This window comes from Scopulibacillus daqui (genome assembly GCF_016908855.1).
GTDB lineage: Bacteria > Bacillota > Bacilli > Bacillales > Sporolactobacillaceae > Scopulibacillus_A > Scopulibacillus_A daqui.
Window position 1 is genome coordinate 133,223 of record NZ_JAFBER010000006.1, and the last position, 8,741, is coordinate 141,963.

Below are 8,741 nucleotides of genomic sequence, written 5' to 3' on the forward strand. Positions count from 1 at the left end.
AAAAGAACTCGCAATCACCCTTTCCTTGAAACTTGGCGCCAGTTTAACTTTCTTTACTAAAAATATCATTGGTTATACTATGGAATTGAGGTGATGACATTGGCAAAGATATTCGCAGCAGGAAAAGTTCCAGATAAGGCAATCACATTGCTGAACAAATACGATGTTGAGGTCTTTGATGACAGCGAAGCATTAATGACCGAAGAAAAACTGAAAAACAAAGTTCAAGACATAGACGCATTGTTAAGCCCATTATCGACTCCCGTCACCAAAGAGGTTATTAATCACGCAAAGAAACTGAAAATTATTGCAAACTTGGGCGCAGGCTTTGACAACATCGCCATTGATTGCGCAAAAGAAAGAAATATCTATGTGACGAATACACCCGGAGTTTCCACAAGTGCTACAGCCGACTTAACTTTGGGACTTATTCTTTCAGCGGCGCGCCGCATTCCTGAAGGGGACAAATTATGCCGAACGAAAGGGTTCAATGGCTGGGCGCCTCTGTTTTTCTTAGGTACAGACTTAGCCGGCAAAACGTTAGGCATCATTGGTTTGGGAAGCATTGGACAAGCTGTCGCCAAACGAGCCAAAGCCTTTGATATGAATGTTATCTATACAGGTCCCAAACAAAAGCCTAAAGCATTGGAAGAAGCGCTTAATGCTCATTATGTATCACAACATGAACTGCTTGAACAAGCAGATTTTATTTCGATACATGCGCCGTACAGCCCAGCCTTGCATCATTTGTTTGACAAAGAAGCCTTTAAAAGAATGAAGCCAACAGCTTACCTGATTAATGCTGCCCGTGGTCCTATCGTTAATGAAAAAGATCTTGCACACGCTTTAGAAGTTGGTGAAATCAAGGGAGCGGCCTTAGATGTCTTTGAATTTGAACCTGAAATAACCCATGAATTAAAAACACTAAATAATGTTGTCCTAACACCTCATATTGGCAATGCCACGATTGAAACACGCGATGCCATGGCAGAGATTGCCGCAAAGAACATTATAGCCGTTTTAAATGGTGATGAACCGCTTACTCCAGTTTTTAATATATCTGACCAACAGCCTCTCATGATTTAATGAGAGGCTGTTCCCCTTCATTATTTCATTCCCCCATTTATCAGCCTGCTTCAACATTCAATAGAATTCTAAAATATGGAATAAGCGTTTCTTTTTTCCTCATATTAACAATGTTTCAATTGAGTTACCATTTGATAACCCCCTGTTTGACGGGTATTTCGCTTGAAAAAACATCGGACTTTAGAACTAAAATGACGCATTATGTAAACTTTGTAACAAAAGTTTAATGAAAAAAGTCCTAGATTCTATGATATTCTTTTCGCAGTGAAATAAAAGATTAATAACATTCACAGGGAGGTTTTATTATCAAGTATTTCACTTTACTCACTGCATTTATTGTTGGTCTTATTTTTACTTCTCATACAGCATCTGCGAAAAGTGCTTATACTGTAAAAAAAGGGGATTGCCTTTCAACAATTGCCCGTTCTCATAATGTAAGTCTGGATAATCTGCTTAAAGCAAATCCTGATATTAACGATAAAGATTTCATCGCAGCCGGACAAACTATTAATCTTCCTGGAGAAGATCATCAATCAGAAGATCAGTCCGCTAAGCCTGCTGAAAAGCAATCAGAACCAGCTATTAAGAATCTATCAGCAAAACCTGAACCGAAAGGAAAAAGCGAGACATTTACGGTCACCGCATATACTTCCGGGAATGAATCAACCGGCAAAAACCCTGGGGATTCAGGTTATGGCGTAACAGCTTCCGGAGCACATGTACAAGAAGGAACAACCATTGCTTGTCCAAAATCTATACCATTTGGAACAAAAGTATATATTCCTGCTTTAGATCATACGTACATTTGCCAAGATCGAGGAGGCGCAATTAAAGAGGGCAGACTTGATATTTATATGAATGATTTAAAAGCAGCCCAAGCATTCGGCAAGAAGAAACTAGATGTCGTTATTGAAAAATAATAATCAAAGACCCTGAGCACAATGGCTTAGGGTCTTTTGTCATGGTTATTTTTTTGAAAAGGTTTGGGTCATTTGCTGCCATACGGAGCCTTTTGCCTCTTCACCGCCTTCAATTCGGCTGATCGCCATTTTAATTTGCATATCGACTTCAAATTCCGGATCGCCTTCCGCTTCTTTTAGCGCCGGCAGTGCCGATTCATCCCCTACTTCATATAGAAACATCGCCGCTCTCCATCTAACAATCCTGCTGGGGTCTTTAAGAGCTTTGGCCATTTCAGGAATAGCCCTCGGGTCGCCTATATCGGATAAGCAGTCCCCAGCTGTCCGCCGAACAGTTACTGCTTTATCATGAAGAGCTTCATATAGGTAAGGAAGCACTTTAGGATCATCAAGCATGCCAAGATAAACAACCGCTAATCGGCGAATCGAAACTTTTTCGTCATGCAAGGCTTTTTCTAATACAGGCAAGTCTTCAATTGACGGATCCATTCTGTCAAGAGCCGCATAGCGCTTATGCCAATCGGGATTATCAAGCATTTCTAAAGTTACTTTTTTGAACGGTTTGTTCTTTGCATCCTTATGATTTGAATAGGCGCGTTTTACGAGTTCGCTGAGCCGTTCTTCATCATAAGCTGCGGACAACTCTTCGACAATATCTTTCTCAATTTCATCAGGATCTCCGTATCTAGGCGATTGCTCGACCCACTGTCTCTCCATAATCATATTATCCGAAGAGCCTTGCGCTTCCATTATGGCATTCATAAATCGTTTGGGCAGTCCTATCCGCTTTTCTTCTCCGTCAACTTCCAATTTCACTTGCATGGGAATTTGCCTGAACATTTGATAGAAAACACGGATTTCACCAAAACTTTCTTTAGGTTGAGCGGAATCCTTTTCAACCGATTGTTGGGACAAATCTTCATCTTCGCCAAGAACAGCTCTTACCTTCGACAATACTGTTTCCCAGTCAGCTTTTGGAAAACGTTCCAAAGCCATAAAGTCAGCAACGTGATAAACACCCTTAACACCCTCAATATCAAGCAGCTTCTGAATGATCTGGGGCGCGTCCTCTTTGTTGTCCTGCCTGTAATTATGACTTTTTCCGCTTGGCAGTGTTTCATCTAAGATGAGTTTCATTGTATGCGGGCTTGGCGTTGGCTCGATACCTTGAAGTTTCACCCTTATCACTCCCTATCAAAATTCGATATGATTATCCTTGCAAATTTCCTCAAGCAGCTGATCGGTTCCTTTATCAATCATTTCATACACTTCGTCAAAGTTCCCCGTGAAATAAGGATCTGGAACATCTTTCCCCGGATCGTCATTAATATAACTCATCAGCCTTCTTATTTTTGCTTTAGGGGCTTGCTTGGCCAGTTTGTTGATATTTGCTATATTACTTTCGTCCATGCCGATAATATAGTCGAATTGCTCCAAGTCTTCGTGAGTGATCTGACGGCCTTTCATGCCCTGAAATGAAAGACCGAGCTCTTGAAGTTTATTCCTTGTGCCTTCGTGCGGCGGCTCGCCGATATGCCAGGCGCCTGTTCCGGCAGAGTCTACCTCAATTTGATTGGCCAAACCCGCTTTTTCTACTTTATTTCTAAAAACAGCTTCCGCCATCGGAGAACGGCATATATTTCCTAAGCATACAAATAAAACTTTAATCATCTGTTTTAATCCTTCCTTCTTTTTTCTCTATGAAAGTCTCGTTTGCAAGCTGGGACGAATGAATCAACTTTAAAAATATCTCTTTTATTTTTTTGAAAGACCAGCTAAACTTTGACATAAAAATATCCTTAATGAAATCATTCTTTAAATAAATGGTTATTCTATAAATAATTAACCGTTATTTATAATTGCAGCACTATACATGCGGCTTCTTGGTCCGTCAAATTCGCAAAAATAGACACCCTGCCAAGTGCCAAGAACCAGCTCCCCATTATGAATAAGAATAGCTTGCGTTGCACCTACTGTACTTGTTTTTAAATGTGAAGCAGAATTGCCTTCACCGTGGCGGTATTTAGGATGCTCCCAAGGATACACTTCATCCAGCCGCATCAGCATATCGTGTTTGACATCAGGATCGGCATTTTCATTGATCGTTATGCCGGCCGTTGTATGCATAGACTGTACAAACATCACACCTTCTTTAACGCCTTGATCACGTAAATAAGACGCCAGCTGATCGGTAATATCAATCATTTCGTCCCTTTGATGAGTTTCTAAATGAAAAGTTTTAAACATATGGCCACCTCGCTCATTTAACTCAATTTGAAAGGAGTTTGATTATGAAAAAGTTTATCTTTTTATTGTTATTATGTCTCTTATCTATCTTAACAGTCGGATGCCAAAACGCCAAACAACATGAAGAAAGGGAGAAACCGGTAAATGGAAACACTTCTGACGGCCGTATTGAAACACGGCTGGCCTATGAACAAAAAGATCACAAGGTCAGTTTTAAATTCCAAGTGAAAAACCAAACTGGACATGCTGTGACTTATCACTTTCCGACTACACAAAGGTATGATTTCAAAATTAAAGACACAAGCGGCAAAGTCGTCAAACATTTTTCAGAAGGGCGCTTTTTCGGGCAAATGACTGGAACGCTTACCTTAGAACACGGAGAAACAAAGGCTTTTGAGACCGAAGTATCAGACTTGAAGCCTGGTCAATATACAATTACTTTTTGGCTGACAGCCGCCGAAAGCCAGCCTAGTACCACGATCAATTTTAAAGTAAAATAAGGGACCTTTTTCCGTTCTAAAATCCCAAATGAATGATATGATTAAAGAGATTTGATTTTCATATTTTTTTAAAAAAGGGGATTTGTTATGGAAAAAACTTTAAGCCAAACCTGGGACTTGGACACTATTTTTGAAGGCGGCAGCCACTCTGAATATTTAAATCAATTTATGGATGAGCTGGAAAACGATTTAAAAGCATTAAAAACACAGTTAAGCAAAACATCCGCCCCGAAGACAATTGAAGAGCCCAAAAATTGGAAATCCTATCTTCATCTTCTTCAAAGCACTTCGGAACGCATCATTGAAGCGCGCGCCTTCATTGAATGCTTAATTGCACAAAATGTAAAAGATCAGCAAGCCAAAGTCTTAAATAGCGCTGTTACATCTCTTCTTGCTCAATTCGAAACATGCAATACTTTGATTGACAGCCAAATGAACAATATCTCGGATGACATCTGGACAGCCTTATTAGCGGACAGCGATTTAAGAGATATCGCCTTTTCTTTAAATGAACGGCGCAGAAATGCCCAGGATAAACTTTCAACCAGGGAAGAACAGCTTGTAAACGCTTTGTCCATCGACGGCTATCACGGATGGAGCGACATGTATGATACGATTGTCGGAAGCATGACAATTCCTTTCGACCATCCTGAAAAGGGTTCTTTGAAACTTTCTGTTGGTCAAGCCAATAATTTGCTTTCCGATCCAAACAGAGACATTCGCAAAAATGCCTTTAAATCTCTGGAGAAGGCATGGGATGAGCAAGCTGAACTCAGCGCTTCTGTGCTTAATCATTTAGCTGGGTTCAGGCTTAACTTATATGAACAGCGCGGATGGAGCGATGTATTAAAAGAACCTCTTAACGATAATCGTATGTCTAAAGAAACCCTTTCGGTCATGTGGGAAACAATCAACCGCTTCAAACCTGTATTTGTCAAGTTTCTTCAGCGCAAGGCTGAATATCTCGGGCTGGAAAAACTCTCTTGGTTTGATCTAGAGGCGCCGCTTTCAACATCCGATAAAAAAATTCCGTATGAAGAGGCAGCAGCGTTTATTATTCAACATTTTAATAAATTTAACCCTAAAATGGCTGAATTTGCGAAATCTGCAATCGAAAACCGCTGGATCGAAGCCGAAGATCGCCCAGGCAAGGCACCAGGCGGGTTCTGCACAAGCTTTCCTATCACAAAGGAATCCCGTATCTTTCTTACATACAGCGGTTCAGCTGACAATGTATCAACCATTGCTCATGAGCTCGGCCATGCTTATCATCAGCATGTCATGAACGGCCTGCCGCACTTTGCACAGCAATATGCGATGAATGTCGCGGAAACAGCCTCTACTTTTGCGGAAATGATCGTATCAGACGCCGCCAAGCAATCGGCTCAAACTGAAGAAGAACGGCTGTCCTTTTTAGATGAAAAGGCGTCTCGCAGCGTTGCCTTGCTCATGAATATCCATGCCCGCTTTTTATTCGAAACAAAATTTTACGAGGAGAGAAAAAAAGGGCTCGTCAGCGCGGAAAGACTGAACAAACTGATGCTTAATGCGCAAAAAGAAGCCTACTGCGATGCGCTTGATGTCTATCATCCTGCCTTTTGGCAATCCAAACTGCACTTTTATATCACTGATGTCCCATTTTATAACTTTCCTTATACTTTCGGCTATCTCTTCAGCACGGGTATATATGTTAAGGCTCGCGAAGAAGGTTCGGCTTTTGCCCAAAAATACGATGATCTGTTAAGGGATACCGGACGAATGACAGTCGAAGACCTTGCCAAAAAACATTTAAACATTGATTTAACACAGCCGGATTTTTGGCGTTCAGCTCTGGATTATTGCGCAAAAGATGTTGAAGAATTTTTAGCGGCAACTGAAAAATAATCTAAAAGAAACTTGGCTTGCAGAAATCTTAAAGCAATCTAACCGGCACAAGTTTGCCTTGGCTCAAAAGGTTATGAGCCAAGGCTTATTTTTTGAAATAAATGTTAAATTTTCTTTTCCAAACTGATATTTTCATTTTGCTTTGTTTCATTTAATCGGCTGTGTCTATAGCCATACGTAAAGTAAATCACTAGTCCAATGACCAGCCATACAAAAAATCCTTTCCAGGTAAACGCCCTCAATTGCAGCATTAAGTATACGCTGATGATGACTGCTAAAATAGGGATCACCGGTACCAACGGCGTTCTAAACCCGCGCTCTAAATCCGGACGTGTTTTGCGGAGTATGGCTACCCCAAGGGAAACTGCCGAGAAAGCAAATAATGTGCCAATGTTCGTCAATTCGGCTAATTTATCAAGAGGGATGAATCCTGTAAATAGGGAAACCAACAGACCTGTCACCCAAGTACTGGTTACAGGAACTTTTCTTTTCGAATGCACTCTGGACAATGCCTTTGGAAGCAGACCATCTCTGGAAATGGAATAGAATAGACGTGTTTGTCCATACATCATGACGATAAGAACCGTTGTAATCCCTACAATCGCTCCAAGCGAAATGAAGCCGGCCGCCCAGTCTTGATTGATGAACCGCAGGGCAAATGCTACGGGGTCCTTCACCCCTAACTTTTGAAACGGAACAATCCCAGTAAGAATCGAGGAAACAACAATATATAAAATGGTGCAAATTGTTAATGACGAAATAATGCCAATAGGCAAATTGCGCTGAGGATTCTTTACCTCTTCAGCGGCTGTAGAAACAGCGTCAAAACCAAAGTATGCAAAAACAACGACCGCGGCGCCCGTCGTTATTCCGGAAAATCCAAACGGTGTAAATGGTGTCCAGTTCGCAGGCTTAACGTACCACACACCTACAATAATAAAAAGAAAAACCACTGCAATTTTTATAAATACCATGACCGTATTAAATCTTGCCGATTCTTTAACGCCTCTCGAAAGAAGGAATGCAATTAATAAAACAATCATAACGGCAGGCAAATCAATCACTGTGCCTTTTGCAGGATCAAAAGCGCTTGATAGAAAATTCGGCAAATGGATGCCAAACCCCGATAATAATCCTTGAAAATAGCCAGACCATCCGCTTGCTACCGCAGAAGAAGCAAGACCGTACTCCAGCAATAAATCCCAGCCCAAAATCCAGGCAATGAGTTCTCCAAAAGCAATGTAGCTGTAAGTGTAAGCGCTTCCAGATTCAGGCAGCATTGACGCTAATTCAGAATAAGACAGCGCCGCAAACGCACAAGCTATACCAGCAATAATAAATGATAAAATAAGAGCAGGACCGGCATATTTTGCTGCAGCAACCCCCGTCAGAACGAATATTCCAGTTCCGATGATCGCGCCGACGCCCAGCATGGTTAAATCAAAAGCACCTAATACCTTCTTGAGTGAACTTTCCGCATTTCCGTCACTTATGGATTTTTTACGAAATAGATTCATACGCCCTCCTAAATCCACTTTATCAGTCGTTTTTTAATACTTTGCTATTGCTGCAAAACATTCCCTTTCTAACAGCAGATTTAAGCATTGATGTATAAAGCGGGATATCATTTCTGATAAATGATAATCTTCATATGACATATACCGCCTCCCACGTAAGTCTTAGTGCTTTTTAAATAATTCGCATTTTACAGTCTACTTTCCTGCTGTATATGATTAAATATTTTAAATTTTAATTCATTTATATTTGCAATAAGTCAGATATAGAAGCAAAAAAAAACAGCACACAATCCTCTTATGATGTAATATGTATGATTCTGGCCAGACACAAAAAAACCCGGCATGGTGGTGACCCCCAAAAGTTAGAGTTTTAATTATGTAGCTGTTTGGCTGGTTTGAGCTCGGTATTGTACTGGGCTTAAACCAGCCAATTTTACTTTAATTCGTTCGTTATTGTAATAGTAAATATATTTCTCAATCTTACATTTCAGCTCATTATAGGATAGCAGTGATTCACCATAATACATTTCTTGTTTCATAATCCCAAAAAAATTCTCCATTGCGGCATTATCTGCACAAGTAGCCTT

At 40.6% G+C, this 8,741-nt stretch carries 9 protein-coding genes; 4 read left to right on the forward strand and 5 right to left on the reverse strand.

What is annotated here, in order from left to right; translation table 11 throughout:
* The first annotated feature begins 99 nt into the window (after positions 1–99).
* Positions 100–1,086 carry a 2-hydroxyacid dehydrogenase family protein gene (locus JOD45_RS06810; RefSeq protein WP_239549122.1) on the forward strand — a complete coding sequence of 329 codons (987 nt, stop codon included), beginning with the start codon at positions 100–102 and terminating at the stop codon, positions 1,084–1,086.
* A 737-nt stretch (positions 1,087–1,823) separates the two neighbouring features.
* Entirely contained in the window at positions 1,824–2,006 is a 183-nt protein-coding gene (locus JOD45_RS16935; protein ID WP_420825886.1) for a 3D domain-containing protein, read from the forward strand.
* A gap of 45 nt (positions 2,007–2,051) precedes the next feature.
* Here the strand turns inward: JOD45_RS16935 and JOD45_RS06820 are convergent, their stop codons facing one another.
* The 3 genes from JOD45_RS06820 to JOD45_RS06830 all read right to left on the reverse strand — a co-directional run bounded on the left by JOD45_RS06820 (position 2,052) and on the right by JOD45_RS06830 (position 4,253).
* On the reverse strand, positions 2,052–3,185 hold the full coding sequence (locus JOD45_RS06820; protein WP_205003121.1) for a virulence factor: 1,134 nt from the start codon (positions 3,183–3,185) through the stop codon (positions 2,052–2,054).
* Positions 3,186–3,200: 15 nt separating this feature from the next.
* Positions 3,201–3,677, reverse strand: a complete 477-nt coding sequence (locus JOD45_RS06825) for a low molecular weight protein-tyrosine-phosphatase (RefSeq protein WP_205003122.1) — start codon at positions 3,675–3,677, stop codon at positions 3,201–3,203.
* Positions 3,678–3,848: 171 nt separating this feature from the next.
* On the reverse strand, positions 3,849–4,253 hold the full coding sequence (locus JOD45_RS06830; protein ID WP_205003123.1) for a secondary thiamine-phosphate synthase enzyme YjbQ: 405 nt from the start codon (positions 4,251–4,253) through the stop codon (positions 3,849–3,851).
* Positions 4,254–4,297: 44 nt separating this feature from the next.
* Between JOD45_RS06830 and JOD45_RS06835 the strand changes: the two genes are divergently transcribed.
* Both JOD45_RS06835 and JOD45_RS06840 read left to right on the forward strand, forming a co-directional pair.
* On the forward strand, positions 4,298–4,753 hold the full coding sequence (locus JOD45_RS06835) for a BsuPI-related putative proteinase inhibitor (RefSeq protein ID WP_205003124.1): 456 nt from the start codon (positions 4,298–4,300) through the stop codon (positions 4,751–4,753).
* Positions 4,754–4,840: 87 nt separating this feature from the next.
* The gene (locus tag JOD45_RS06840; protein WP_205003125.1) at positions 4,841–6,637 is read left to right on the forward strand and encodes a M3 family oligoendopeptidase; all 1,797 of its coding nucleotides are present in this window, start codon (positions 4,841–4,843) and stop codon (positions 6,635–6,637) included.
* A gap of 104 nt (positions 6,638–6,741) precedes the next feature.
* Here the strand turns inward: JOD45_RS06840 and JOD45_RS06845 are convergent, their stop codons facing one another.
* The gene (locus JOD45_RS06845; RefSeq protein WP_205003126.1) at positions 6,742–8,154 is read right to left on the reverse strand and encodes a branched-chain amino acid transporter BcaP; all 1,413 of its coding nucleotides are present in this window, start codon (positions 8,152–8,154) and stop codon (positions 6,742–6,744) included.
* 374 nt (positions 8,155–8,528) lie between these two features.
* A partial coding sequence (locus JOD45_RS06850) for an IS3 family transposase (RefSeq protein WP_205003127.1) occupies positions 8,529–8,741 on the reverse strand: 213 nt, incomplete at its 5' end.

Bases quoted from the DNA above. Each gene is read 5' to 3' on its own strand.
- JOD45_RS06825 (WP_205003122.1), bottom strand. From the start codon at position 3,677: ATGATTAAAGTTTTATTTGTATGCTTAGGAAATATATGCCGTTCTCCG.
- JOD45_RS06830 (WP_205003123.1), bottom strand. From the start codon at position 4,253: ATGTTTAAAACTTTTCATTTAGAAACTCATCAAAGGGACGAAATGATT.
- JOD45_RS06835 (WP_205003124.1), top strand. From the start codon at position 4,298: ATGAAAAAGTTTATCTTTTTATTGTTATTATGTCTCTTATCTATCTTA.
- JOD45_RS06840 (WP_205003125.1), top strand. From the start codon at position 4,841: ATGGAAAAAACTTTAAGCCAAACCTGGGACTTGGACACTATTTTTGAA.
- JOD45_RS06845 (WP_205003126.1), bottom strand. From the start codon at position 8,154: ATGAATCTATTTCGTAAAAAATCCATAAGTGACGGAAATGCGGAAAGT.